23 protein-coding genes are annotated in these 24,348 nt (G+C 73.1%); 8 read left to right on the forward strand and 15 right to left on the reverse strand.

All coding sequences use genetic code 11. The features are described from left to right. Positions 1 to 5: 5 nt before the first annotated feature. From KBX50_RS23065 to KBX50_RS23080, 4 genes are all read right to left on the reverse strand, one after another. On the reverse strand, positions 6 to 1,295 hold the full coding sequence (locus KBX50_RS23065) for a DUF2314 domain-containing protein (RefSeq protein ID WP_210939727.1): 1,290 nt from the start codon (positions 1,293 to 1,295) through the stop codon (positions 6 to 8). Between the two features lie 67 nt (positions 1,296 to 1,362). Next, positions 1,363 to 2,136: an adenosylcobinamide-GDP ribazoletransferase gene (locus KBX50_RS23070; RefSeq protein ID WP_210939729.1), complete on the reverse strand. Its 774-nt coding sequence runs from the start codon at positions 2,134 to 2,136 to the stop codon at positions 1,363 to 1,365. Then, entirely contained in the window at positions 2,126 to 4,057 is a 1,932-nt protein-coding gene (gene cobU, locus KBX50_RS23075) for a bifunctional adenosylcobinamide kinase/adenosylcobinamide-phosphate guanylyltransferase (protein ID WP_210939731.1), read from the reverse strand. Before cobU ends, KBX50_RS23070 begins: the two co-directional genes overlap by 11 nt. 75 nt (positions 4,058 to 4,132) lie before the next feature. Beyond that, complete coding sequence (locus KBX50_RS23080) at positions 4,133 to 4,339, reverse strand: Rho termination factor N-terminal domain-containing protein (RefSeq protein ID WP_210939733.1); 207 nt, start codon at positions 4,337 to 4,339, stop codon at positions 4,133 to 4,135. A 217-nt stretch (positions 4,340 to 4,556) separates the two neighbouring features. On the opposite strand from KBX50_RS23080, the gene KBX50_RS23085 reads away from it, so the two are divergent. After that, a complete protein-coding gene (locus KBX50_RS23085; RefSeq protein ID WP_203996708.1) occupies positions 4,557 to 4,757 on the forward strand; it encodes a hypothetical protein in 201 nt (66 codons plus the stop codon). Next, complete coding sequence (locus tag KBX50_RS23090) at positions 4,757 to 5,548, forward strand: site-2 protease family protein (RefSeq protein ID WP_210939735.1); 792 nt, start codon at positions 4,757 to 4,759, stop codon at positions 5,546 to 5,548. Before KBX50_RS23085 ends, KBX50_RS23090 begins: the two co-directional genes overlap by 1 nt. Positions 5,549 to 5,609: 61 nt before the next feature. Here the strand turns inward: KBX50_RS23090 and KBX50_RS23095 are convergent, their stop codons facing one another. Then, the gene (locus tag KBX50_RS23095) at positions 5,610 to 6,608 is read right to left on the reverse strand and encodes an aldo/keto reductase family protein (protein WP_093401229.1); all 999 of its coding nucleotides are present in this window, start codon (positions 6,606 to 6,608) and stop codon (positions 5,610 to 5,612) included. A 45-nt stretch (positions 6,609 to 6,653) separates the two neighbouring features. Further along, positions 6,654 to 7,319 carry a TetR/AcrR family transcriptional regulator gene (locus KBX50_RS23100; protein ID WP_210939737.1) on the reverse strand — a complete coding sequence of 222 codons (666 nt, stop codon included), beginning with the start codon at positions 7,317 to 7,319 and terminating at the stop codon, positions 6,654 to 6,656. Positions 7,320 to 7,427: 108 nt separating this feature from the next. Between KBX50_RS23100 and KBX50_RS23105 the strand changes: the two genes are divergently transcribed. Continuing rightward, positions 7,428 to 7,952 (forward strand): quercetin 2,3-dioxygenase, encoded by a 525-nt coding sequence (locus KBX50_RS23105; RefSeq protein ID WP_210939739.1) that lies wholly within the window; start codon positions 7,428 to 7,430, stop codon positions 7,950 to 7,952. Positions 7,953 to 8,178: 226 nt separating this feature from the next. Here the strand turns inward: KBX50_RS23105 and KBX50_RS32950 are convergent, their stop codons facing one another. The 4 genes from KBX50_RS32950 to nadA all read right to left on the reverse strand — a co-directional run bounded on the left by KBX50_RS32950 (position 8,179) and on the right by nadA (position 16,192). Continuing rightward, positions 8,179 to 12,228 (reverse strand): WG repeat-containing protein, encoded by a 4,050-nt coding sequence (locus KBX50_RS32950; RefSeq protein WP_247674273.1) that lies wholly within the window; start codon positions 12,226 to 12,228, stop codon positions 8,179 to 8,181. Positions 12,229 to 12,749: 521 nt separating this feature from the next. Beyond that, a complete protein-coding gene (locus KBX50_RS23115; protein WP_210939741.1) occupies positions 12,750 to 13,355 on the reverse strand; it encodes a DUF3043 domain-containing protein in 606 nt (201 codons plus the stop codon). A gap of 78 nt (positions 13,356 to 13,433) precedes the next feature. Then, a complete protein-coding gene (murA, locus tag KBX50_RS23120; RefSeq protein WP_093401573.1) occupies positions 13,434 to 14,789 on the reverse strand; it encodes a UDP-N-acetylglucosamine 1-carboxyvinyltransferase in 1,356 nt (451 codons plus the stop codon). A gap of 227 nt (positions 14,790 to 15,016) precedes the next feature. Beyond that, positions 15,017 to 16,192: a quinolinate synthase NadA gene (gene nadA, locus KBX50_RS23125; protein ID WP_210939743.1), complete on the reverse strand. Its 1,176-nt coding sequence runs from the start codon at positions 16,190 to 16,192 to the stop codon at positions 15,017 to 15,019. A gap of 68 nt (positions 16,193 to 16,260) precedes the next feature. Here nadA and KBX50_RS23130 point away from each other — a divergent pair, with 68 nt between their 5' ends. The 3 genes from KBX50_RS23130 (at position 16,261) to KBX50_RS23140 (ending at position 19,170) form a co-directional block, all read left to right on the forward strand. After that, positions 16,261 to 17,400 (forward strand): glycerate kinase, encoded by a 1,140-nt coding sequence (locus tag KBX50_RS23130; RefSeq protein WP_210939745.1) that lies wholly within the window; start codon positions 16,261 to 16,263, stop codon positions 17,398 to 17,400. A gap of 152 nt (positions 17,401 to 17,552) precedes the next feature. Beyond that, entirely contained in the window at positions 17,553 to 17,921 is a 369-nt protein-coding gene (gene erpA, locus KBX50_RS23135) for an iron-sulfur cluster insertion protein ErpA (RefSeq protein WP_093401225.1), read from the forward strand. 271 nt (positions 17,922 to 18,192) lie between these two features. Next, complete coding sequence (locus tag KBX50_RS23140) at positions 18,193 to 19,170, forward strand: carbohydrate kinase family protein (protein WP_210939747.1); 978 nt, start codon at positions 18,193 to 18,195, stop codon at positions 19,168 to 19,170. Positions 19,171 to 19,306: 136 nt separating this feature from the next. Here KBX50_RS23140 and KBX50_RS23145 read toward each other — a convergent pair whose 3' ends face one another. Next, positions 19,307 to 19,525: a sulfurtransferase TusA family protein gene (locus tag KBX50_RS23145; RefSeq protein WP_093401570.1), complete on the reverse strand. Its 219-nt coding sequence runs from the start codon at positions 19,523 to 19,525 to the stop codon at positions 19,307 to 19,309. Between the two features lie 71 nt (positions 19,526 to 19,596). Continuing rightward, positions 19,597 to 20,748, reverse strand: a complete 1,152-nt coding sequence (locus KBX50_RS23150) for an aminotransferase class V-fold PLP-dependent enzyme (RefSeq protein ID WP_210939749.1) — start codon at positions 20,746 to 20,748, stop codon at positions 19,597 to 19,599. 193 nt (positions 20,749 to 20,941) lie between these two features. On the opposite strand from KBX50_RS23150, the gene coxB reads away from it, so the two are divergent. Further along, positions 20,942 to 21,913 (forward strand): cytochrome c oxidase subunit II, encoded by a 972-nt coding sequence (gene coxB / locus KBX50_RS23155; protein WP_210939754.1) that lies wholly within the window; start codon positions 20,942 to 20,944, stop codon positions 21,911 to 21,913. A 10-nt stretch (positions 21,914 to 21,923) separates the two neighbouring features. After that, positions 21,924 to 22,352: a cytochrome c oxidase subunit 4 gene (locus tag KBX50_RS23160; protein ID WP_093401221.1), complete on the forward strand. Its 429-nt coding sequence runs from the start codon at positions 21,924 to 21,926 to the stop codon at positions 22,350 to 22,352. 77 nt (positions 22,353 to 22,429) lie between these two features. Here KBX50_RS23160 and KBX50_RS23165 read toward each other — a convergent pair whose 3' ends face one another. From KBX50_RS23165 to KBX50_RS23175, 3 genes are all read right to left on the reverse strand, one after another. After that, positions 22,430 to 22,627 (reverse strand): hypothetical protein, encoded by a 198-nt coding sequence (locus tag KBX50_RS23165; RefSeq protein WP_210939755.1) that lies wholly within the window; start codon positions 22,625 to 22,627, stop codon positions 22,430 to 22,432. Positions 22,628 to 22,734: 107 nt separating this feature from the next. After that, a complete protein-coding gene (gene trpD, locus KBX50_RS23170) occupies positions 22,735 to 23,781 on the reverse strand; it encodes an anthranilate phosphoribosyltransferase (RefSeq protein ID WP_210939758.1) in 1,047 nt (348 codons plus the stop codon). 84 nt (positions 23,782 to 23,865) lie between these two features. Next, positions 23,866 to 24,261 (reverse strand): hypothetical protein, encoded by a 396-nt coding sequence (locus tag KBX50_RS23175; protein WP_210939760.1) that lies wholly within the window; start codon positions 24,259 to 24,261, stop codon positions 23,866 to 23,868. Positions 24,262 to 24,348 lie beyond the last annotated feature (87 nt).

Below are 24,348 nucleotides of genomic sequence, written 5' to 3' on the forward strand. Positions count from 1 at the left end.
GGGGGTTAGGGGGTGGGGGGTTGGCCGGCGTCTAGGACGGCCTGGGTCCAGCCGCCCTCGATGACGCCGCTGGTGCCGAGGAGGGCCCAGTCGACGATGTCGGCGACCTCCACCACGACGGGGGAGCCGATTCGTACGGTGGCGTCGGTGTTGGCGTCGCTGGCGCTGGCACCGACGATCCGGTCCGGGGTGTCCCAGTCCGTCACGCCGGCCCAGACGTACTCCGGACCGTCGTCGCCCGGCAGCCCGTACTTGACGACCAGCTGCGTCTCCGGCGGCAGCTGACCGTCGCGGAACCGGGCCCGGATGTCCGCCAGCCCGGCGCGGGCGGTGGCGATCGCCCGGCTCATCGCGTCACCGGCGCGGGCGTACCGCACGTCGGGTTGGATCCCGGAGAAGAGCGTGGCGCAGGCGTTGGCGAAGTACCGCCCGGCCGGACCGGGATGCCCGGCCGGCGGGCGCAGGCTGAGGAAGGAGTCGGCGTCCGGGTCGGTGGCCGGATCCAGCTCCAGGCGCAGCAGCACCGGCGCGGTCGCCCCGTGCTGCTCCGGATTGCCGTACGCCACCGCGATGTCGTGTCCGGTCACCGTGGCCAGCACCGGTAGCTGCACGAACGCCGGCACCTCCGCGCCGGCCAGCCCGTCGGTCCAGTCCCGCAGCAGGCGTCGGGCGGCACCGGTCATCACCGCGCCCCAGGCCCGGGTGAGATGGTCGGGCACCCCCTGGGTCTGCAACTCCAGCAGGCCGAAGCGGCGCAGCCCCTTGGTGGTGAACCAGAGCCCTTCGGCGTCCGACGAGTAGGGCACCAGCACCCAGTCGACCAGCCGGACCCGGCCCTGCGCGTCGGGCAGCGAGCGCAGCGCCGCGGCCGGGTCCAGGAACTGCAGGCCGAAGACGTCCACCACGTCGCCACCCACTGCCTCGGCGACCGCCGCGGCCACCGCCCGGGCGGCCCACTCGTGGGCGGGCGGCCAGCCCGGCCGGTACTCCGCCTGCACCACCACCAGGTGGGTCGCCGCAGCCAGCCGGTCCAGCTGCGCGTCGCTGGCCCCGAACGCGGTGAGCAGGTCCGGCGGCAGCTCGGGAAACTCACCGACCGGCCGGATGTCGACGCTCATCAGCGGACTGTCAAGCATCTGCCGGGCCAGCCCGTAGACCGGTTCGGCGAGCCGGCCGGCCAGCTTCCCGACGGCCGTGCGGGCGGTCACCGACGGCAGCCCCACCGTCGGCACCAGATACGTCGCGCTGAGCGACTCCGGGACCGGAACGGGCAGGAAGTCGTCGGTGATGAGCATGTCGTCCCCCGGGTGGCCGCGCCGGTGCTGTCGTCGCAGGTACGCTACCCGGCGCCGGGCCATCGACTCAGGCGGACAGCACCAGTCCCAGGTAGACGAGCGTGGTGACCAGCTCGACGGTCGCGCCGAGCACGTCTCCGGTGATCCCGCCGAGCCGGCGTACCACGTGTCGCAGCAGCCCGGCCGCGACGGCGAGCGCCGCCAGGACGACCAGCGGGCCCTGCCACGGCCGGTGCGGCACCGCCGCGATCGCCAGCAGCGCGACGGCGGCGGTGGCGACGGCCAGCGCGACCGGTCCGACACTGCCGGCGACCAGCGCACCCAGCCCCTCCGGGCGCGCCGCCGGCACCCCACGACGGCAGGCCAGCGTCACTCCGAGCCGCCCCGCCGCGGTGGCCGTCAGCACCGCCGCGAACACCGCCGGGCGGGACCGACCGGCCAGCTCGGCCAGCGCCGCGGCCTGCACCAGCAGGACGAGGACCAGGGCGACCACGCCGAAGGGCCCCACGTCGGGCCTCTTCATGATCTCCAGAGCGGCCGGTCCGCGCCGGTACGACCCGAGCGCGTCCACGGTGTCGGCCAGCCCGTCCAGGTGCAGCCCCCGGGTGAGCAGAGCGGCCACCGCGACGGTCACTCCGGCGGCGACCAGCGGCGCGGTGCCGGCCTCCAGCAACAGCAGTACGCCGGCCAGCGGCACCCCGAGCAGTACGCCGACCGCCGGGGCGAGCGTCATCGCCGTACCGGCGGTGGCCCGGTCGATCCGGCCGACGCGCAGCGGCAGGATGGTGAGGGTGGTCAGCGCCAGCCGCGCCCCGTCGCCGAGCCGCAGCTCAGCTGGCACGTGCGGCGGAGGTCTCCGCCGGCTCGGCGGCCGGCGCGGTGGTGGTCGGGCCGGGCCCCTCGGGTTCCGGCTCGTGGAAGTCGGGCTCCGTCTCCTCGACGGGCTCCACCTCGCCGCTCTCGCTGTCGTCGCCCTCGGGGCGGTCCGGCAGCGCGGCGGACAGCGCCAGCGCCGAGCGCAGCAGCGGCAGGACGGTGAGCGCGTTCGCCCCCTCGCCGAGGTCGAGCCGCAGCTGGGTCAACGGATCCAGGCCGAGCACGTCGGCGGCCAGCCGGACGGCCGGATGCCCGCCGTCGTCGGCCAGCAGGCACCAGTGCCGGGCCTGCCCGGCCAGGTCCCGACTGATCAGCGCGGAGGCCACCCCGACCGGCCCGTCCAGCAGCACCGGCAGCCGGCGGGCGGTCGCACCCAGGAGGATGCCGGTGGCGACGGCGATGTCCCCGCCGCCCAACTCGGCGAGCACGTGCACGGCGTCCCGGGAGGAACGACGGGTGCGGTGCAGGGCGTCGCGGACCGCGGCGCAGCGAGCCATCCAGGCCACGTCGTCGATCTCGCCACCCGAGGTGACCACCCGGGCGAGCACTGCGGGCGGTTCGGCGCCGGCGGTCGCGGCCAGCACCGCCGCGGCCGTGGCCTCCGCGCCGGCGCCGCACGCGGCCAGCACCAGCAGCTGTACGCCGGCATCCGCCGCCTCCTCGGCCAGCCGCCAGCCGTAGCGCAGGGCCGAGTCCACCTGCTCGGGGTCGAGCGCCGGGCCGTGCTCGATGGGCGCGGCGGCGGGGGCGTCCACCACCTGGAGGCTCGCGCCGCTCTCGGCGGCCAGCCGGGCGAGCACGCCCTGCCCGGCCCGGGCCTGCTCGGCCCGCCGGTCCGACTCACCGGTCACCGTGCCGGCGGCGACCCCGCCGGCGTGGTCGCCGTGCACCAACAGCACCCGCACCGACCGCCACGGCGTGGGGGTGGGGGTGCCCTGGGTGGCGGCGGCGAACGAGATCACCTGCTCCAGCGCACCGAGCCCGGTGCCCGGCACGTCCAGGCCCGCCAGCCGTTCGACGGCCTGCGGTCCGGCGTACTCGTCGGGCATGGGCAGTTCCATGCCGGGCTGGATGACCAGGCCGGCCGCGGCCACCGGAAGACCCGTGGTGGGCGCCGTCCAGCCGGTGCCGACGGTCTCGGCGGCGGGTTCGGCGGGCACCTGCGGGGTGGTCACCGGCGGTGAGCCGGGCAGCGGCGGACCACCTGGGGCGACCGGCGACTGGCCGGTCGGGCCGGGCTGTGCGGGCACCGGGGCGGCGGCCGGGCCGTTCTGGGCGGGCACCGTCGCAGCAGACGGGGCGGGAGTGGCCGGTGCCGAGTCGGCGGGGGTGGGCTGGACGACGGCGGGCTTCAACCGGCACGGCTGACCGGCCACCACCAGGACCACCGAGTCGCAGGCATCCGCGACGGCGCGGTTGACCGCGCCGAGGGCGTCGGTGAATGCCCGTCCCAGCGGTGTGGTGGGTACCAGGGAGAGCCCGACCTCGGGACTGACCAGCACCAGCCGGGCGGCGCAGGACCGCACGGCCGCAGCCAGTTCATCGACGGTGGCGGTGTCGTCGGCCGGCTGGTGAGCCGGGTCGAGCAGCACGGTGACCCAGCCACCGAGGTCGTCGACGAGCAGCGTCTCCTCCGGCCGGGCGTTGGAGATCACGTCCGCGAGACGACGCGGGTCGGTCGCGGTCTCCTCCGTGCTCCAGGTCTCGGGCCGGCGGGCGCGGTGCGCGGCGAGTCGCGCGGCCCACTCGGGGTCGTCGCCCGGGTCGGCGGCGGTGGCCAGGTAGCGGACCGTGGGCGCGTCGGCGACCAGGGACTCGGCGAACTCCGACTTGCCGGACCGGATGCCACCGAGGACCAGAAGCGTGTTCCACCCGTCTTGGGACATGCTGCGTACCTTACGTCCAGCGGGGCGACCGGGGCACCGCAGGTGCGGCACCGTACCGCCGCCCCCGCGGCGTGGTCACTGCCGCTCGGGGGCCTGGTACCGGAAGTCGTTGGGGTTGACGTTCGCCGGCTTCGGATCCTCCTGCCAGGCGCCCTCACCGGGACGGGCCTGGAGGGCGTCGATGAGGTCCTCCCGGTCCATCTCCCGCGCCCCTTCGATGCCGCCGCGTACCGCGATGTCGCGCAGCTCCGCCGTGTCCATCTGCGGGATCGGTGTCGTCATTGTCGCCTCCTGTGCGTCGGGTTCCTGAAGGACATACCCCGCCGCGGCAGGGTCAGTCGCGGCCGAGCGACGCTGCCCGCGCCGCCCGCAGAGCACGCCGCTCGGGCCGGTGCCGGACGCCGATCGACGCCCGTGGCCCGGTCGTCGGCGCTGCGGTACGACTACGCTGGCGGAGGTCCGTCCCATGGGGGCAGCAGCGGCGAGGGGAGACGCGCAGATGGCGTGGAGCTGGCGGTACGAGGGCGCGAACGGCGAGTCGGTCGACGGGCCGGCTGAGTCGTTCGGCAGCCAGGCGGATGCCGAGTCCTGGATCGGCCAGACCTGGCGGGAACTCGCGGCGTCCGGCGTCACCTCGGTCGCGCTCCTCGAAGACGATCGGGTGGAGTACCGGATGAGCCTGCTGCCCGCGGCGGAGTGATGACACCCAGGGACTCCGAGCCGTTGGTGCTCGGGGTGCCCCGGGCGGCCTTCCGACCCAGCCCGGTCTTCCTGGCGCTGGTCGCCCTGCTGGTGACCAGCGCCGTGTTGACCTGGCACGGGATCGGCAACGTCCGGCTCACCGTGTTCGGCTTCGTCGTCTGCGGCTGGCTGGTCTCGTTGTGCCTGCACGAGTACGCCCACGCCGTGGTGGCGTACCGCAGCGGTGACCGGGGGGTGGCCCACCGGGGCTACCTGACGTTGAACCCGTTGAAGTACAGCCATCCGTTGCTGTCCATCGCGCTGCCGGTGGTGGTGGTGCTCCTCGGCGGGATCGGCCTGCCCGGTGGCGCCGTCTGGGTCGACCGGCACGTCATTCCGGGGCGGCTACGGCACACCCTGGTCAGCCTCGCCGGGCCCGCCACCAACGTGCTGTTCGCGATCGTGCTGGTGGTGGTGCTGCGGCTCGGTGCGGGCGGCGGTGGGCCGGTGGAGTTCTGGGCGGCGGTGGCCCTGCTGGCCTTCCTTCAGATCACCGCCAGCCTGCTCAACCTGCTGCCGGTGCCCGGCCTGGACGGCGGCAACATGATCCAGCCGTGGCTGACGCCGCAGTACCGGCGGATGTACGACCTGTTCGCGCCGTACGGATTCATCCTGCTCTTCGCGTTGCTGTGGAACCCGACGATCGGTGGCTGGTTCTTCACCGCCGTCTTCGCCGTCGGCGACACGCTCGGCCTGCCGCCCTGGCTGTACGCGACCGGTCTGGACCTGATCCGCTTCTGGCAGGGCTGACCAGGCTCGGGCGGCCCGTCCGCCCGGCCGACGTGCGGTACGCCGGCCGGGCGGGGTGGAGTCAGGGCCGTTCGGCCGGCGACTCGGTGCGCGCCGGGTCCCGCTCGGTGACCGGGTCGACGATCTCGTCGATCGCCTTGAGCAGGCCGGCGTCGAGCTTCACGCCGGCCGCCTTGACGTTGTCGTGCACCTGCTCGGGGCGCGACGCACCGATGATGGCCGACGACACGTTGGGGTTCTGCAGCACCCAGGCGATGGCCAGCTGGGGCATGGTCAGCCCGGCCTGGTCGGCCAGCGGCTTGAGCTGCTGCACCCGGGTCAGCACGTCGTCGGTCAGCCACTTGGCGATGAAGCCCGCGCCGGACTTCTCGTCGGTGGCCCGGGAACCGGACGGTGGCGGCTGGCCGGGAAGGTACTTGCCGGAGAGCACGCCCTGGGCCATCGGCGACCAGACGATCTGCCCGAGGCCCAGCTCTTCGCTGGTGGGGATGACCTCGCTCTCGATGACCCGCCAGAGCATCGAGTACTGCGGTTGGCTGGACACCAGCGGGATGCGCAGCTCCCGGGCGAGGCCGTGCGCCTCGCGGATCTGCGATGCCTTCCACTCGGAGACACCGATGTAGTGCGCCTTGCCGGAGTGCACGACGTCGGCGAACGCCTCCATCGTCTCCTCCAGCGGGGTGCTGTAGTCGTACCGGTGGGCCTGGTAGAGGTCCACGTAGTCGGTACGCAGCCGGCGCAGCGATCCGTTGATCGACTCCATGATGTGCTTCCGGGACAGGCCCCGGTCGTTGCGGCCCGGCCCGGTGGGCCAGTACACCTTGGTGAAGATCTCCAGGCCCTCGCGCCGCTCCTGCTGAAGCGCCCGACCGAGAACGTCCTCGGCGCGGGTGCCGGCGTACACGTCGGCGGTGTCGAAGGTGGTGATGCCGGCGTCGAGGGCGGCTCGCACGCAGGCGAACGCCGCTTCCTCCTCGACCTGCGAACCGTGGGTGATCCAGTTGCCGTACGAGATCTCACTGACCATGAGGCCGGAGCGGCCCAGGTGTCGGAATTCCATGCTCTGACCCTAGCCCGCCGTGGTGCGCCCGGCAGGAGACGGTGATCAGTCGGGGTCCGACAGCAGCGCGTGGCGCAGGCTGCGGCCGAGCCACCGCCGGAAGGTCTCCTCGTGCCAGCCACGCTCCAGCACCAGCGCGCCGTAGTGCGCCGGGTCGTTGTAGAACCACACCTCGTCGATGGCGGCCTCGCCGTCGGCGCCCTGGCGCAGCGGCGCACCCAGGGCGCACACCCGCTCGACCACCATCGTGGCGCCGAGCCGCCGGTTGCGGAGCAGCGTCTGCCAGACCTCGGCCACCTCAGGGCTGCTGTCGGCGGCGCGGCGGACGGTCTCGAACACCCGGGCGGTCCGCCCGCCGATCATGGTGCAGACCCCGGCGTACGCGTCGAGCACCTCGCCCCCGGTGGCGGCCTCCCAGACCGGCCGGTACCAGGGGCGCTGCGCCACCGGCACCGGCTCGTCGTCGCCGGCGAGCGCCTCGTCGAGCACCTGACGCAGCAGCGCCGCCTTGGCGCCGAACGTGGCGAACACGGTGGGTCTGGCCACCCCCGCCGCGGCGGCCACGTCAGCCAGCGACGTGGCCGTGTAGCCGCGCGCGACGAAGAGGTCGGTCGCCGCCGCGACCACGGCCTGCCGGGTGCGGCGGGCGTTCTCCTCGCGGATCCGGGACCGGTACGGCCTGGTCGGTTTTCCGTCCTTGACTTCACCCATGGCGTCGTCATACTAGCAATGTATTCACTAGACTCCTAGCTATCGAATAGCGAGCTGGCTATCCAATAGTTGGTTGTCCACCGAAGTTCGTCGTCCCTGGGAGGCGCCATGTCCGTCGATCCGTTCGTCCGTCGCCCCGACGAGGGGGAGGCGTACTGGTTCCTGGGCAATCTGGTCACCGTCAAGGCGACAGGTGCGCAGACCAGCGGCCGGCTCACCGCGGTCGAGTTCGTCAATCCGCCCGGCTTCGCCCCGCCACTGCACCGGCATCAGGTCGAGGACGAGATGTTCTACCTGCTCTCCGGCACCGCCACGTTCTACTGCGGCGACACGGTGCTGACCGCCGCACCTGGTGATTTCGTGCTGCTGCCGGCGGGTCTGCCGCACACCTTTGTGGTCGGGACGGACGAACCGCTGCGGGTGCTGCAACTGACCACCCCCGCCGGCTTCGAGGAGTACGTCGCCGACGTCGGGGTGCCGGCGCTCGAACGTCGGCTGCCGGACCCGGCGCCGATCGATCCGGCCGCGCTCGGGCACGCCTCCGCGCGGCACGGGATCGAACTGCTGGGACCGCCGCCCGGTCAACAGCCGACCGGCCAAGCCGACCAACCGACCCACCGGCCAGTGCCGTGACCACCGTCGGCACCCGCTGGGACGAGTCGCGGGGACCCAAGACCGGTCAGGCCCGGCCCCACCACGCCCGGACGGAGACGTCGGCCTGATCCTGGCCGGCAACAGTGGTGCTCCAGCGTGGCCACGACGCTCAGGATGCGGCCGATGGGCTGGCGGTGCCCGGACAGCCCGGCCGGTCGTCGTCTGGGCCGGCGCAGTCGGGCACGGCCTCCTCGAAACAGGCCCTTCAGAGCACCGGGTTGGCGTCGGCGAGCAGCCCGTCGATCTCGGCGACGACCGCGCTCGGGTGATGGAACATCGGGTCGATCAACGACTCGCCCCGGCGGTCCAAGGCACCCCAGTTCCCGGCGCTGTTGGTGGCCAGGAAGGCGACCGGGTGGATCAACAAGGCCGGATGCGCCGGTGCGACGATCACCTGTCCGTTACGGTCCACCACACCCTTGCGACCAGCCAGATCCACCACGGCCAGCCCCTCCTCGGTGAAGCCGTCGACGTAGTGACCATCGGCCAGTGCGGTGTGGAAGCCGTGGTAGCGGGTCGGCACCACGATTCTGCCGGTGCGGTCGACGGCCCCCCAGCCCTCTCGGCGTACCACCGCCACGCCCTTGTGGAAGGGCCGCACGTCGGCGAAACCCGGCGGCACCGCGACCTCACCCGTGGTGTCGACGGCGTGCCAACCGCTCTCGTCCCGTACCACCCAGGCCAGGCCGTCGGAGAACGGCCGAGCCGCCAGGTAGGTCGGCCCGAGCACCGTCTCGCCGGCCAGGTTGATCAACGACCATCGGTCGCTCTGCGGTTCGCGTACCCAGGCCAGGCCATCCCGGAACGGCTGTGCCTCCGCGTACCGGGCGGGCACCACCATGTCGCCGTCCGCGTCCGCGTAGCCCCACAGGCCCTGGCCGCCGTCGCGTGCCGGCACCGGCGCCCGGTCGCGCTCCAACACCTCGTCCCAACTGCGTGGGTACGGCCCGAAGCCGCTCTCCTCGGCGCGGGCGGCCACCGCGTCGAGGCCGGTCCGGACCCGGGCCAGCAACTCGGCGTCCTGCTCGCCACGCAGGTCGAGAGCCCGCTCGAAATGATGGCACGCCTCGATCAGCCGGCCCTGGTCGAAGCAGCAGCGGGCCGCGTGCTCGTGCAGTGCGGCGCGGAGCCGGTCGGGTAGTTCGATCGAGTTGGCCTCCGCGAACAACCGGTCGGCCTCGGCGAACTCGCCGCGCCAGCGCAGCACATGGGCCAACCGGGCCTGGGCGAGCGCGGCCCGCCGCAACTCCCCGGTCGCCTCGGCGTAGGTAAGCGCCATCCGGCCGTCGTCCAGCGCGTCGTCCAGGTCGTCGAGGACCCGCGAGGCCACCGCCCGCAGACTCAGCAGCCGAGCCCGGGACCGGTTGTCCAGCGCCGAGGCGAGCTTCTCGGTGAGCCGCTCCCGAACCTCCCGCAGTTCCTCCGGGTCGTCCACGATCTCGCGCAGAGTCGCTGGGTCGAGGCGCCAGCGGAAGTTCGCCAACACCTGCTCGGGATCGGCCGGCGGTTCGGGGGCGGGCTCACCGTCCTCCGCGTCCTCGGCGCTCTGCTCGCCGTCGGCCGGTGGGCCGGCTTCCGCCGAGGTGGCGAGCGCCGCGTCGACCGGGCCAGGACCATCACCCGGCGATCTCCCGTCACCGACGTCACCGGGCGAGGTGTCGACCGCAGGCTCGATGGTGTGACCGGATTCCTCGGTGCTCTCGGTAGCAGCGGGCTCGGTGCGCTCGACCTGAGCCTGGTCCTCCGATGACGCGGAGTCACTCGGCCGGGGGGTCGGCGGTGCCGACACCGGCACGGCGGAAACCGGCGCGTCGAGGTCGGGCTCGCCGGGGAGCGCGGAGACCGACGACCCGTACGCCGGCGGCGCGGAAACCGGCGATGTCGGGGTCGGCGACTCCGGTACGGGAGGTGCCGGGACCGGGGACGCCGAGGTTGGCGGTGTGGGGGCCGGCAGGTCGGACGGCGGTGCGGAGACGGGAGGTGCCGAGACCGGCGGCGCGGCGGCCTCGATGTCGTCGAGCGGCGCGATCTCCGGTGACGCGGGCCGGTCCGACGCGGGGAGGCTGGACGGTGTCGGCACGGGGTCGGCGAGCGGATCGGTGCCAGGTGCGGCGCGCTGCTCCCGTGGCGGCGTGGCGGTCTGCGCCGCAGCTGCCGGCTCGGCGGCGGGCCCGAACCAGCTCTGCGGGCCGTCGGAGGCGGGACGGGCGGGCGGGGGCGCGGACGGCTCGGGCGTTGGTGGGACGTACCGGGTGGGCTGGCGGGCGGCCGGTGTGCTCGGTAGCCCGGCGTCGCCGCCAGCCCGGTCGGGTCGCCCCACCGGCGGCGGGTCGGTGATGGCCCCGGACGGCCGCCCCGACGATGCGGGCACGGCCGGCTCGCCGGGTGGCGCGGAGACCGGTTGGTGGGTCGGTGGTGCGGAGACCGGTCGGGCCGGCGGCGGGGTGACGGGTGGCGCGGCGGCCACCGAGGGTGCCGGGGCCGGTGGCGGCGAGGCGACGACCGGCTGGTCGTGCAGGGGCGCCGGACGGACCTGGTGCTCGTGCAACGGCGCGGGACGTACCTCGTGCTGGTGCAGGGGTGCCGGCCGGACCGCGTCCCCGGTCGGGGCCCGGTCGGCACCGGAGGCGACGGCCGGCCGGTCCCGGTCCTGGCCGGGAAGCTCGACCCGGTTCCGGTCGGGTCGCCCGGTCGGACCACGGTCCTGACCCGGCAGGTGGGTGTCGCGCCGGTCCCCGGCAGTGGCGGCGGGGCGGCTCCGTTGCGGGCGGTCGATCTCCGACTGAGGGTGCTGCGGCGCCGGGGAGACGGGCCGGGCCCGGCCGGCTGCGGGGGAGACGGGACGATCCCGTTCCGGAGCGGGGGAGACCGGGTGGTTCGGCACCACCGACAGGTGACGGCGGCGTGGATCCTGGTCGGGTGCCGCGGAGACCGGCCGTTCGGGGTCGGGCAGCGCAGCGGCCGGCCGGTCGACGAACCGCTCCGGGCCGGGACCGTCCGGTGCGCCGCCCGGCCGCCGGTCGACCTCCGGCTCCTGCGGTGTCGGCCGCTGGTACTCGCGATGGTCCCGTCCACTGCTCGGTCGCAGCGGTCCGGGCGCGGGCCAGGGCAGGTCGCCAGGCGACGGAGCGCCGTACGCCTGCTGATCCGGTGTCGGCGGTTCCGGTCGCCTCCGACGGGGAGCCCGATCCGGGCGGACCCATTCGTCGGACGCGGCCGGGACCGGTTCGTCGTCGACAAAGCCGTCCGGGTACGGAGCGGCGTCCGGGTCGCCGCCGCCGACGAAGTCGGTGCGGTAGCCGTCCACCAGTGGGCCGTCGGTGCGGGTCGGCTGCCCGGGGTGGTGACTCCACTGGTAGCGAGGGCGCGGGGAGGCGTCGTCAGGCGCCCGGCGGTCGGCACCCTCCACCGGGCGGTGTGCGGCGGCGGGCCGGCGCGTCTCCTCGTCCACCTCGGCAGCCCAGCCGGGTTCCGGACGAGGGGCCGGGGACACCGGCGCCCCGCGCCGGTAGTCGTCGCGGCTAGCCGGCTCGGAGCGGCGGCGCGGCCGGTCCGGGTACGGCTCGGGTTCGCGCTGGCCCCGTCGATCTGGTTCGGGTCGCGGATACCGGTTGTCGCGGCGGTCCGGGTCACGTCGTTCGGGCTCCTGCCGGGCGTGCCGCTCCGGGTCGCGTCGGGCGTACCGGTCCGGGTCGCGCTGGTCGCGGCGGCGGTCCGGGTCGCGTCGGTCGGGAAACCGATCGGGTTCGCGCTGGTCGCGTCGATCGACGTACCGGTCCGGGTCGCGCTGGTCACGGCGTGGTGGTGCGCCGTTACCGGTGCCCTGCGGGCCGAAGTCCGACCAGACGACCCCGTCGCGGCCCCGGGCGGGCTCACCGTACGGCGAGCGTCGTCTGTCGGGCCTCGCCCGTTCGGACCGGGCGTCGGGCGGCACCGACCGGTCGTACGGTGCCGAACCGTTGGGGCCGTCGGCAGGCCGCCGGTCGGGTACCTCGTGCCGGCCCGGCCAACCATCCGGCTCGTCGTCCCAGGACCGGCCGACGTACGTGCCGTCGGGTCGGGTCGGCGCGAGCGGCGGCACCTCGGCGCGCCCGACGGCGCTCGCTCGGCCTCGGGCGGAAGGTGGCTGGTGCTCGACGCCGATGTCACCCGGATAACGCTGGCCAGGAAACTGCGGCTGCCATTCGCTCGTCGGCTCGACGACCCAGGATGGCTCCGCGGGATCGTGCCACCGGTCGGCGTAGCCGCGACTCATCCGCCGGACCTGTCGCTGCGGCCGGGACGCAGCCGGGCGGCGGCGCCAGTCACGACAAGAGACGCTTGAGCGGGTGCGGCGGAACCCCGACGATCGAGCCCGCCGTCCCGGCACGTGCCGGAACCCAGGGCCGGCGCCCGCTCGCTCACGGTCGCGCCCCGGTGGTCGGCTCGCGTCCGCTCGCTCACGGCGATGTCACCTCGTCGGAAATGGTCGCGCTGGGCACCCCGGAGACCGGTGAAATCGCTCGTCCGGGCACCGAATGGCTGCGCAAGGAGGGTAGCGGCGCGGGCTCGGTCACCGCCACTGCGGCACCCTCGTCAACCCAAACGTTATCCTATTGATCCGGACATTTATCCCTATGCCGGTATCGGACTTCCGACGATGCTGCACCCACCGTCAGCCGCCCGTAGCGGCTGCCCGGGGCCCGGGTGACGCGACCCAGGATCGCTCCGCGCCAGTCCGGCGCAAGGGCCCGGTTCGCGGATCCGACAGTGCTCGGCGTCCCCGTGGTTCGGCGGTCAGACCTGGTCGCCGATGGCGACCCGCGGCTCCGGCGAACGCAGCTTGCGGAAGGTGATCGAGCGCATGATCGCGTAGAGGTACAGCGAACCCATCCGCTGGGTGGACTTCGGGAACCGCTCGCGGACCAGCTTCTTGATCCTGCGTGAGATGAGCACCGAGTCGACCACCACGCCCAGCGCCAGCGCGCCCCAGAGCAGGTTGGAGGCCAGCCGGATCACCGGCGGCATCGCCTGGTTCGAGCCGATCAGCACCACCAGGGCGCCGCCGAAGAACCAGGTGCCGACGGTGCGCCGGGAGTCGACGACGTTGCGGGCCAGCAGCCGCTCCGGACCCCGGTCACGGGGACCGCCCTCACGCCGGAACTCCGCGGCCGCCTCGGCGCGTCGTTGCCGGCGCAGCGCTTTCGCCTCGTCCTTGCTCAGCGGCTTCGTCGCCCCGGCGGGTCGGCGGCCGGTGACGGGTCGCTTCGGCGTCTCCCGTCCCTTGGCCGGGGTGTAGGCACGGGACCGCGCCGCCTCGGCTGCCTCCTCCTGCGCCGGGGTCAGCGGCTCGGTGGGAGGATCGGCGAGGTCGGCGGACTTGCGACGAAACAGCGACGGCACGCGGCAAGGGTAGCCAACGCCGCGCGTCCGGTGCACATCGCGGTGCAGGCGAACGCGCGGCAGGCGGCGTCGACTCGGCTACGGCCGTTCCACCTGCGCGCCGAGATCGGCGAGCTTGGCCTCGAAGTCCTCGTAACCCCGGTTGATCAGGTCGACGCCGTAGACCCGCGACGTGCCCTCGGCGGCGAGCGCGGCGATCAGATGGCTGAAGCCCGCCCGCAGGTCCGGAATGACCAGGTCGGCGGCGTGCAGCTTGCTCGGGCCGGCGATCACGGCGGAGTGCTTGAAGTTGCGCCGGCCGAAGCGGCACGGGGTGCCGCCCAGGCAGTCCCGGTAGACCTGGATGTTCGCGCCCATCGAGTTCAGCGCCTCGGTGTAGCCGAGCCGCTGCTCGTAGACCGTCTCGTGGACGATGGACAGGCCACGAGCCTGGGTCAGGGCCACCACCAGCGGCTGCTGCCAGTCGGTCATGAAACCCGGGTGCACATCGGTCTCCAGCGCGGTGGCCTGGAGTTCGCCGCCGGGGTGCCAGAAACGGATGCCGCCCTCCTGACCCGGCTGTCCGGGCCGAGGCGGACGGGTGTCGGTCACCTCGTACTCGCCGCCGACCGACCGGAAGACGTTCAGGAAGGTCATCATGTCGGCCTGCTCCGCGCCGAGCACCTCGACGTGGCCACGGGTGGCCAACGCCGCCGCCGCCCAGCTCGCCGCCTCGATCCGGTCCGGGATCGGCCGGTGGGTGTAACCGTGCAGCTTCGGTACGCCCTGGATCTCGATGACCCGGTCGGTGTGCACCTTGATGATCGCGCCCATCTTCTGCAGCACACAGATCAGGTCGACGATCTCCGGCTCCACGGCCGCGTTGCGCAGCTCGGTGACGCCCTCGGCCATCACCGCGGTCAGCAGCACCTGCTCGGTCGCGCCGACACTCGGGTAGGGCAGCGCGAACTTGGTGCCGTGCAGCCCGTTCGGCGCGGACAGGTGCAGCCCTTCGGGGGTCTTGTCGACGGTCGCACCGAACTCCCGCAGCGCCTGCAGGTGGAAGTCGATCGGCCGGGGCCCGATGTGGCAGCCGCCGAGGTCCGGAATGAAGGCGTGCCCGAGGCGGTGCAGCAGCGGCCCGCAGAACAGGATCGGGATCCGGCTGGAGCCGGCGTGCACGTTGATCTGGTCGGTGCTGGCGCTCTCCACGTTGGCCGGGTCGAAGACCAGCTCGCCGTCCTCGACGCCGTCGGTGACCTTGACGCCGTGCAGCCCCAGCAGGCCCCGGACGACCTCGACGTCGCGGATCTTCGGTACGTCGAACAGCCGGCTCGGGCTGTCGCCGAGCAGCGCGGCGACCATCGCCTTGGAAACCAGGTTCTTCGCGCCGCGCACGCGGATCCGCCCTTGCAGCGGCGTGCCTCCGTGTACGACCAGGACGTCGTCGGTCAACGCAACCTCCAGCGCGTGCGTGCTGCCGTTTCGATGGATGGACACCACCCGGTTCGCTACCCGGGACCCGGTCGCGCCCAAACGCCCGCGCCCGCGTGTGTCGTCGCCCGGCAGCATAGCCCTCCGTGATGAGAATGGATCCGGTCACACCGCCTCGGAGGGCATTTATCGGTGATCCGGCACTTTCGCGTACACCGTCCCTCACTGAGCGTGAGGGGTGGGCGAGGTCAGGCCCCGGGCAGTGCGAGCATCTGGTCCAGCGCCACCCGAGCGTGGTGCGCGGTGTCGGCGTCAACCGTGATGCGGTTGACCACCCGACCGGCGACCAGCTCCTCCAGCGCCCAGACCAGGTGCGGCAGATCGATCCGGTTCATCGTCGAGCAGTAGCAGACGGCCCGGTCCAGGAACATGATCTGCTTGTCCGGGTGGGCCAGCGCCAGCCGGCGGACCAGGTTCAACTCGGTGCCGACGGCCCACGCGGAGCCGGCCGGAGCCGCCTCGATCGTCCTGATGATGTACTCCGTCGACCCGACCAGGTCGGCGGCCTGCACCACCTCGTGCCGGCATTCCGGGTGCACCAGCACGTTCACTCCCGGCACCCGCTGCCGAACGTCGTTGACGCTGTCCAGGGTGAACCGCCCGTGCACCGAGCAGTGCCCGCGCCAGAGGATCATCTTCGCTTCGCGCAGCTGCTCCGCGGTGAGCCCGCCGTTCGGCTTGTGCGGGTCGTACAGGACGCAGTCGTCCAGGGAGAAGCCCATCTCCAGCACGGCGGTGTTGCGGCCCAGGTGCTGGTCGGGCAGGAAGAGCACCTTCTCACCCTGCTGGTACGCCCACTCCAGGGCCCGCTTCGCGTTCGACGAGGTGCAGACCACACCGCCGTTGCGGCCGACGAAACCCTTGATGTCAGCCGAGGAGTTCATGTAGGTGACCGGGACGGTGCGCTCGGTCAGGCCCAGCTCGGAGAGCACGTCCCAGGCGTTCTCGACCTGCGGCAGCGCGGCCATGTCCGCCATCGAGCAGCCGGCGGCCAGGTCGGGCAGCACGACCTGCTGCGTGTCGGCGGTGAGGATGTCCGCGCTCTCGGCCATGAAGTGCACACCACAGAAGACGATGTACTCGGCCTGCGGCCGGGCGGCGGCCTCGCGGGCCAGCTTGAACGAGTCGCCGGTCACGTCGGCGAACTGGATCACCTCGTCGCGCTGGTAGTGGTGACCCAGCACGAAGACCCGGTCGCCGAGGGCGGCCTTGGCCGCGGTCGCACGGGCCACCAGGTCGGGGTCGCTCGGTGCCGGCAGGTCACCCGGACACTCCACGCCACGTTCGGTGGCGGGGTCGCTGCCGCGGCCGAGGAGCAGCAGCGCAGTGGCGGTGTTGGAGGGCTCAACCCAGGTCGACGTCACGCCCTCCATGGTCCCACAGCGTGACCGCCGTGCCGCCCGTGCCGGTGTGGGCTGCCACACTGCCAGGCATGCGCGTACTGCTCTGCCCGGACAAGTTCGCCGGTACGCTGCCGGCCCCGCAGGTCGCCGCTGCCGTGGCCGACGGCTGGCGGGAGGTGGCACCCGGCGACGACCTGCTGGTCAGACCGCTGGCCGACGGGGGACCGGGCTTCCTCGACGTGCTCGCCGGGGCGCTGCCGGGTCGGCGGGTACCGGTGCCGACGACCGATCCGTTGGGCCGCCCGACCACCGGTGAGATGCTGCTCACCGAAGGGGGTGCGGTCGCGTGGCTGGAGAGCGCGCAGGCCTGCGGGCTGCACCTGCTCGACGTCGCCGAGCGTGACCCGCTGGCCACCACGTCGTACGGCCTGGGTCTGCTGATCGCCGCCGCGGTGGAGGCCGGCGCGCGCACGGTGGTGGTCGGGCTCGGTGGTTCCGCGACCAACGACGGCGGCGCGGGAATGCTCGCCGCCCTGGGTGCGGTGGGCCTCGACGGCACCGGCGCGGCCCTGCCGTACGGCGGTGCGGCCCTGGCCGCCGCGGCGAAGCTCGACGGGCTGCCCCGGTTGCGTGAGGCCCGGTTGATCGCGGCCACCGACGTCGACAACCCGTTGCTCGGTCTGCACGGCGCGAGCAACGTCTTCGGCCCGCAGAAGGGTGCCGACCGGGCCGACGTGCTGCTGCTCGACGCCGCGCTCGGGCGCTGGGCCGAGGTGCTGGAGCGGGACCTGCCCGGCTGCCCCAGCGGGCTGGGCGCGGTGCCGGGCGGCGGTGCTGCCGGCGGCATCGGTGCCGCGTTGCTCGCCCTCGGCGGGCGGTGCGAGTCCGGCATCGGACTGGTCAGCCGGGCCGTCGGGCTGGAAATCGTGCTCGACGAGGTGGATCTGGTGGTCACCGGGGAAGGCCGTTTCGACCACCAGTCGCTGCGCGGCAAGGTGGTGGCCGGCGTGGCCGGCGCCGCCCGCGACCGGGGCGTCCCCTGCGTCGTGCTCGCCGGCCAGGTGAGCACCGGGCGGCGGGAGGCGGCGTCGGTCGGGGTGACCGACACGTACAGCCTGGTGGAGCACTTCGGCGGCGAGGAGCACGGCGGGCTGGCCGCCGCGCTGGAGCGTCCGGCGGAAGGGCTGCGGGCGCTCGGCGCCCGGCTGGCCCGGCAGTGGAGCCGCTGATCAGGGTTCCCACCGAGTGCCTGGTCACGCCGCCGGGCCAGGTCGCCACCGGCGGCCTACAATCAAGAACTGGACCACTGTGGGAATCGCTGACCGGCGGCTGACGTTGGCCAGGGGAGGACCACACCGACGCGCCGCAGGGAGAATTCCACGTGACCACGCCAGCGCAGACCGAGTCGACCGAGGCCAAGGCCCCCACGTCCGTCGTCCTCACCGACGTCGCGGCGCAGAAGGTCAAGGCCCTGATCGAGCAGGAGGGCCGCGACGACCTGCGGCTCCGGGTCGCGGTGCAGCCGGGCGGCTGCTCCGGCCTGCGGTACCAGCTCTTCTTCGACGAGCGTTCGCTCGATGGTGACATCGTCACCGACTACGACGGTGTCGAGGTCGTCGTCGACCGGATGAGCGCCCCCTACCTGGCCGGCGCCACCATCGACTTCGCCGACCGGATCGACGCCCAGGGCTTCACGATCGACAACCCCAACGCGGGCAACTCCTGCGCCTGCGGAGACTCGTTCAGCTGAGTCCGGTTCGCCACGCGGACGGCGGTACGGCCCACCCGGCCGTACCGCCGTCCGCGTCTCTGCGCCCCGGCCGCCGCCGCGTCCACCCAGTTGACCAAGAAGTTCTGGTCGCGATATGGCCGGCGGCGCGGCCAAAACCTCTTGATCATCCGTGCAGGGTTGGGGTGGGGTGGGGTGGGGTGGGGTGGATTCGGGTGGGTGGCGGGTGGTCGCTCGGGGATCGCGGTGCCGGTAGGCTGATCGGGCTCTGCTGCCGATCCCGAGGGTTGCCATGAAGATCGCCGTGACCGGCTCGATCGCCACCGACCACCTGATGAGCTTCCCGGGGCGGTTCGCCGACCAGCTCATCGCCGATCAGCTACACAAGGTGTCGCTCTCCTTCCTGGTGGACGATCTGGTGCTGCGCCGGGGCGGGGTGGCGGCAAACATCGCGTTCGGCATGGGGCAGCTCGGTCTCCAGCCGGTGCTGCTCGGCGCGGTCGGCGCCGACTTCGCCGACTATCGCTCCTGGCTGGAGCGGCACGGGGTGGACTGCGACTCGGTGCACGTCAGCGAGATCGCCCACACCGCCCGCTTCGTCTGCACCACGGACACCGACATGTGCCAGATCGCCTCGTTCTACGCGGGCGCGATGAGCGAGGCCCGCAACATCGAGCTGCACCCGGTCGCCCAGCGTCTCGGTGGGCTCGACCTGGTGCTGGTCGGTGCCAACGACCCGGAGGCGATGCTGCGGCACTCGGCCGAGTGCCGCGAGCGTGGCTACCGGTTCGCCGCCGACCCGTCGCAGCAGCTCGCCCGGATGCCTGGCGAGGACGTGATCGCGTTGATCGACGGCGCCGACTACCTGATGACCAACGACTACGAGAAGTCGCTGCTGCAGAGCAAGGCCGGCCTCTCCGACGACCAACTGCTGGACCGGGTGAAGATCCGGGTCACCACGCTGGGCAAGCACGGGGTGGAGATCGCGGGGCGGGAGATCGAGACGATCCACGTGCCGATCGCCCGGGAGACCCAGGCGGTCGACCCCACGGGTGTCGGCGACGGCTTCCGCGCCGGCTTCTTCACCGCGCTGTCCTGGGGGGTCGGGCTGGAGCGGGCCGCCCAGGTCGGCTCCCTGCTCGCCACGCTGGTGCTGGAGACCGTCGGCACCCAGGAGTACCAGGTGCGCCGGGACGTGTTCGTCAAGCGCCTCGCCGAGTCCTACGGCGACCACGCCGCCAACGAACTCCGCCCCCACCTCCTCCCCTAACTCGAACCCCGAACGGGCACGCATCCCGGCACCGGGATCGGTGTTGATCATGAGGTTGGCGGCAGTGTCCGATCTCCACGGTGCCGCTAACCTCATGATCAACGCGGGTGGGCGGGTGGGCGGGTGGGTTGGGGGGTTAGTGGGTTCGGCGGATGTGGTAGGTGGGGCCGGGGTGGGCGCCGAGGAACTCCTGGCCGCGCATCCGGCACCAGGCCGGGATGTCGACAGCTGCCGCCGGGTCGTCGGCGAGTACCCGGACCACCGCGCCCACCGGCAGTTCCGGTAGCCGGCGGGCCAGGGCGATCACCGGCAGCGGGCAGCGCTGGCCGAGGCAGTCGAGCACCTCGTCAGGCAGCTGACCGGGCAGGTCGCCGGACGCGTTCCCGGCGGGGCTGTCCGGTGTGTCACCGGTGGCGTCGGGGACGGTCACAGCCCTGTCACCCCCGCCTGTTCCCGCAGGTCGGCGACGATGCCGGGCAGTTCGGTGAGGAAGCGTTCCACGTCGGCCTCGGTGCTGCCGGTGTGCAGCGAGACCCGGACGTTGCCGTGCGAGAGCACCCCCATCGCCTCCAACACGTGCGACGGACGCAGGGTGGACGAGGTGCAGGACGAGCCCGACGAGACGGCGAAACCCCGCCGGTCCAGCGCGTGCAGCAGCGCCTCCCCGTCGACGTACAGGCAGGAGAAGGTGACCAGATGCGGTAGCCGGTGCTCGGGATCGCCGACCACCTCCACATCCGGCACCTCGGCCGCCACCCGGGCCCGGATCCGGTCCACCAGCGCGGACAGCCGCGTCGCCTGGGCCGCCGCGTCGGCCGCCGCCGCGCGCAGGCTCGCCGCCGCCGCCACCACCGCCGGCAGGTTCAACGTGCCGGGCGTACGCCCCGACTCACGCTCGTCGGCCGGCCAGGGTGACTCCCAGCGGGTGCCCTTGCGGACCACGAGCAGTCCGACGCCGGGTGGACCGCCCCACTTGCGGGCACTCGCGGTCAACACCGACCAGCCGGGTGGCACCGGTACCCGGCCCACCAACTGCGCGGCGTCGACGTGGAGCGGCACGCCGACCCGGGCGCAGGCCGCCGCGGCGGCCTCGACCGGCTGGACGGTGCCCACCTCGTGACTGGCCGCGATCAGCGCGGCCGACGCCACCTCGGCACCGGTGACCGCCGCCGACCAGGCGTCCAGGTCCAGTCGGCCGAGGCGGTCGACCGGCACCTCGACCGCCGTGCCACCGCCCGCGACGTGCTGTTCGGCGGCGTGCAGCACGGCCGAGTGCTCGATCGCCGAGTGCACCAGGACCCGGCCGGCCCGTCGGCGTCCGCGCAACCCACCGAGCACTGCGCTGTGTGCGGCGCTGGTGCCGCTGGCGGTGAAGGACAACTCGTCGGGGCGTACACCGAGGGTCTCGGCGGTGGCCTCGCGGGCGGCGTCGAGCAGTTGGCGGGCGCGCCGGGCCTGCGAGTAGAGCCGGTCGGGGTCGGCCCAACCGTCGTCGAGCGCGGCCAGCAGCGCCTGCCGGGCGACCGGATGCAGCGGCGCGGCGGTGGCCGCGTCCAGGTAGACGGGGGAGGAAGTCACGTCTGCCCACGCTATCGCCTCGGTCGGCACAAGATCCCCCGTCAGGTGCGGACAACGACCCCAACCGGGTCCAGCCCGTCATGGTCGAGTAATCTGCGACCGTCGGTGACGCCTTTGCCGCCGGTGCGGCGGCTCCGCTCGGCGGAGCCGGCCGAAACGAGGACACCGCGGCGCGCTAGGGAGGCAGGACCAGGTGGTCGCAAGGAGTTCGGAGGTACGGCCGACGGCCGTACGGCGCAGCGCATCCCCGCGAGCCGGTGGGCGGCGGGGGCGTCGTGCCGGGCGTCTCGCCGGGCTCGGATTCAGTGGGGCGGCGCTGCTGGTCCTGCTCACGGGCTGTGACGTCGGTGCGGCGTTCGGGGGCTTCGGGTGGCCGCAGGGCGGCATCACTCCCGAGTCCCGGCGGATGTACGACCTGTGGATCGCCTCGTGTGTCGCGGCACTCGCGGTCGGCTTCTTCGTCTGGGGCCTGATCTTCTGGTGCATCGTGCGCTACCGCAAGCGCGGCAACGAGCTGCCGGTGCAGACCCGCTACAACCTGCCGATGGAGTTCCTCTACACCATCGCGCCGGTGCTGATCGTCTCGGTGCTCTTCTACTACACCGCGGTGGTGCAGACCGACGTGGTGAAGACCACCAACAACCCCGACGTCACCGTCGAGGTTGTGGCCTTCAAGTGGAACTGGCAGTTCAACTACCGCGACGGCCAGGGCGTCGACGCCGAGACCACCGCGTCCGTGCTCGGCACCAGCGAGGTCATCCCGATCCTGGTGCTGCCGACCGGCCGGTCCATTCGGTTCGAGGAGACCAGCCGCGACGTCATCCACTCGTTCTGGGTGCCGGAGATGCTGTTCAAGCGGGACGTCATGCCGGGCAGCATCCGCAACGTCTTCGAGGTCTCCTCACTGGAGACCGAGGGGGCCTACGTGGGCCGCTGCGCCGAGCTGTGCGGCAGCTACCACGCCTTCATGAACTTCGAGCTGCGGGTCGTCTCGCCGGAGAACTTCGACCGCTTCCTCGCCGCCAAGCAGGGCGGTGCCTCGACCCAGGAAGCGTTGACGTCGATCGGCGAGGAGCCGTACGCGACCACCACGAGGCCGTTCGAGACGCGGCGTACCGAGAGCAACTTCAACCCGGACACCGCTCCGGCCGGCACGGGAAGCTGAGGCAACCGGCATGAAGACCGAGTGGCGTATCTTCCTGATCATCGCCGGGTTCCTGCTGTTCGCGACCTTCCTCTACGGCGGCTGGACGTGGGCCGAAGCGGACGGTCGGGTCGAGTGGATCGGCACTGTGGCCCTGCTGCTGTCGTTCCTGCTCTGCGCGATGTGCGGCGGCTTCTTCTGGTTTGTCTCCCGCCGTATCGACCTGCGTCCGGAGGACCGGCCGGACGCCGAGATCGCTGACGGCGCGGGCGAGATCGGCTTCTTCAGCCCGGGCAGCTACTGGCCGTTCGGGCTGGCCCTGGCCGCCGCGATCGCCGGCCTGGGCCTGGTGTTCTGGCAGTTCTGGCTGCTCGGTCTCGGTGCGCTGGCCGTGATCCTGGCCGCCTGCGGCCTGCTGTTCGAGTACTACAGCGGCACTCGGCGCACCGCCGAGCACTGAGCCGCGGAAACGCAGCGAGAGCCCGCCCCAACCGGGGCGGGCTCTCGTCGTTGTCGGTGTCGGGTGGGCGGGCCGGTTCAGGCGGCGCGGTGTCGGATCGCCGAGCGGCGACGGGTCGACCGGCGCGGCGGGCTGAGGACAACGGTGATGATCGCCGCCCCGCAGCCGGTGCAGGCGCGCTCGGGGCAGTCGGCACCGTGGCCGTCGACGCAGGGCGGCGCCTCGAACGGCTGGATGCTGCCGCAGGTGTCGCAGTGAAGCTCGCGCTCCGTCACGGACCTCTCCTTCCGCTCGGCGGCCGGTCGCTTGGCATCGCCGGAACTACTCAGTTGTAGTTTCCCACGGTCCTCCGACATACCCCCGCGTCGAGCACCAGGCGGGATCAGACGGTGCGGGCGACCTCGATCCAGCGGTCCAGGGTGCGGGCTGCCGCGCCGGAGTCGATCGACTCGGCGGCGCGGCCCAGGCCGGCGCGGAGCGCGTCGGTCAGGTCACCGTCCAGGGGCCCCTGGGTGGCCAGGGCCGCCGCCGCGTTGACCAGGACGGCGTCGCGCACCGGTCCCGGCTCGCCGGCGAGCAGCCGCCGGGCCACGTCGGCGTTGTGGGCCGCGTCGCCGCCGCGCAGGTCGGCCAGGGTGGCCCGGGGTACACCAAGGTCGACCGCGTCCACCACGGTCTCCCTGACGGCCCCGTTCTGGGCGATCCAGAATCGGGTCGCCGCGGCGGTGGTGAACTCGTCCAGCCCGTCCTCGCCGCGCATCACCAGCACCGAGTCGCCCCGGGCCGCGAAGACGGCGGCCATCACCGGCGCCATCGTGGCGTCGAAGCAGCCGACGGCGCCCGAGCGGGGACGGCCCGGATTGGTCAGCGGGCCGAGGAAGTTGAACGCGGTCGGCACGCCCAGTTCCCGGCGGACCGGACCCGCGTGACGCATGCCGGGGTGGAACCGGGCGGCGAAGCAGAAGCCGATCCCGGCCTCGGCGACACAGCGGGCCACCTGATCGGGCCCGAGATCCAGTGGAATGCCGAGGAACTCCAGCAGGTCGGCGGTGCCGCAGGAGGACGAGGCGGCCCGGTTGCCGTGCTTGACCACCCGTACGCCGGCTCCGGCCACGACCAGCGCCGTCATCGTGGAGATGTTGACCGTGTGGGCGAGGTCGCCACCGGTGCCGACCACGTCGAGCGCCTCGGCGCGTACCTTTTCGGGCAGCTCGACCGGGACGGCCCGGCTGAGCATCGCCTCGACCAGCCCGGTCACCTCGGCCGGGGTCTCGCCCTTGGCCCGTAGCGCGACGGCGAAGCCGGCGATCTGGGCCGGCCCGGCCGAGCCGGCCATGATCTCGCCCATCGCCCAGGCGGTGTCGGCGGCGGATAGTTCCTCGCCGCGCAGCAGCGCGGTGAGCAGGTGCGGCCAGGTCCGATCGCCCATGGTGGGCCTCCCGAGCAGACGGTTACGGGTGGGACGGGACCGGCGCCGGCTCGCCCGGCGCCGTGGCGGTGCCGGAGTGGGACGTCAGGCGGGTGCGCCCGCGCGCAGCAGCTCGGTCACGGTGGCGGCGGTGGTGACCGGGTCGAGCGGGTGCACCAGAGTGGCATCGACCTCGGCGAAGGACGCCAGCCAGCGGTCGGCGGCGCGGGCGATCACCACACAGGTGGGTGGGGCGTCGTCCCGGTCGTCCTTGATCTGCCGGGCGATGCCGATGCCGCCGCCGGGGGTGGCCTCACCGTCGAGCAGCATCAGGTCGATCTCGTACTCGTCGACCAGTCGGACACACTCGGCGTAGTTGGACGCCTCGACGAACTCGACCCGCAGGTCGGCCGCGGGTCGGGTGCCGACGGCGAGCCGCATCCGGTCCCGCACCTGCGGGTCGTCGCTGTAGAGCAGGACGGTGCACAGACGGTCGCTCATGCCGACACTCCGCTTCGCTTCGGGCCGTCCTGAGACACCATCGCACCGAGCTTGATCCGCTCGCTCATGGCTTTCACGGCTCCCACT

This window comes from Micromonospora sp. C51 (assembly GCF_018070435.1).
Lineage (GTDB): Bacteria > Actinomycetota > Actinomycetes > Mycobacteriales > Micromonosporaceae > Micromonospora > Micromonospora sediminimaris.

Coding starts and splice junctions, on each gene's coding strand:
- cobU (WP_210939731.1), bottom strand. CDS start 4,057: ATGTCCCAAGACGGGTGGAACACGCTTCTGGTCCTCGGTGGCATCCGG.
- KBX50_RS23080 (WP_210939733.1), bottom strand. CDS start 4,339: ATGACGACACCGATCCCGCAGATGGACACGGCGGAGCTGCGCGACATC.
- KBX50_RS23100 (WP_210939737.1), bottom strand. CDS start 7,319: ATGGGTGAAGTCAAGGACGGAAAACCGACCAGGCCGTACCGGTCCCGG.
- KBX50_RS23065 (WP_210939727.1), bottom strand. CDS start 1,295: ATGCTCATCACCGACGACTTCCTGCCCGTTCCGGTCCCGGAGTCGCTC.
- KBX50_RS23160 (WP_093401221.1), top strand. CDS start 21,924: ATGAAGACCGAGTGGCGTATCTTCCTGATCATCGCCGGGTTCCTGCTG.
- KBX50_RS23085 (WP_203996708.1), top strand. CDS start 4,557: ATGGCGTGGAGCTGGCGGTACGAGGGCGCGAACGGCGAGTCGGTCGAC.
- KBX50_RS23130 (WP_210939745.1), top strand. CDS start 16,261: ATGCGCGTACTGCTCTGCCCGGACAAGTTCGCCGGTACGCTGCCGGCC.
- KBX50_RS32950 (WP_247674273.1), bottom strand. CDS start 12,228: ATGAGTCGCGGCTACGCCGACCGGTGGCACGATCCCGCGGAGCCATCC.
- KBX50_RS23105 (WP_210939739.1), top strand. CDS start 7,428: ATGTCCGTCGATCCGTTCGTCCGTCGCCCCGACGAGGGGGAGGCGTAC.
- KBX50_RS23090 (WP_210939735.1), top strand. CDS start 4,757: ATGACACCCAGGGACTCCGAGCCGTTGGTGCTCGGGGTGCCCCGGGCG.
- KBX50_RS23175 (WP_210939760.1), bottom strand. CDS start 24,261: ATGAGCGACCGTCTGTGCACCGTCCTGCTCTACAGCGACGACCCGCAG.
- KBX50_RS23095 (WP_093401229.1), bottom strand. CDS start 6,608: ATGGAATTCCGACACCTGGGCCGCTCCGGCCTCATGGTCAGTGAGATC.
- trpD (WP_210939758.1), bottom strand. CDS start 23,781: ATGGGCGATCGGACCTGGCCGCACCTGCTCACCGCGCTGCTGCGCGGC.
- KBX50_RS23140 (WP_210939747.1), top strand. CDS start 18,193: ATGAAGATCGCCGTGACCGGCTCGATCGCCACCGACCACCTGATGAGC.